Genomic DNA, 307 nt, shown 5'->3' on the forward strand with positions numbered 1-307 from the left:
GGATCTCTTCGGTCGGCTTGCCCTCGCGCACCACCAGCTCGGGCTCGATACCGACCTTCTGGCGCACCTTGTTGGCGTAGCTGTCGAGCGCCGCGCGAGCGGTCGCGTTCGCCTCCTCGCGCATGATCTTTTCGACCCCCAGCCAGTGCTGGAAATCGTCCGGCTCGATCACATAGAGCAGCACCAGCACGCCGCTGGTGCTTTGCGCCCGCTTCGAGGCGTAGGCGACGTCGCGCTCGCATTCCGGTGTGTCGTCGATGATCGCCAGGAACTTGCGGCGATGCCCGGCTTCACGGCTGAGGCGTTT

1 protein-coding gene is annotated in these 307 nt (G+C 65.5%); it reads right to left on the reverse strand.

Annotation, left to right across the window (positions count from 1 at the left end; genetic code table 11):
* Positions 1-307, reverse strand: a 307-nt coding sequence (locus EOD29_RS31095) for a universal stress protein (protein ID WP_164763911.1), incomplete at both ends; no start/stop codon positions are given.

The organism is Mesorhizobium sp. M1A.T.Ca.IN.004.03.1.1, assembly GCF_003997555.1.
Lineage (GTDB): Bacteria > Pseudomonadota > Alphaproteobacteria > Rhizobiales > Rhizobiaceae > Mesorhizobium.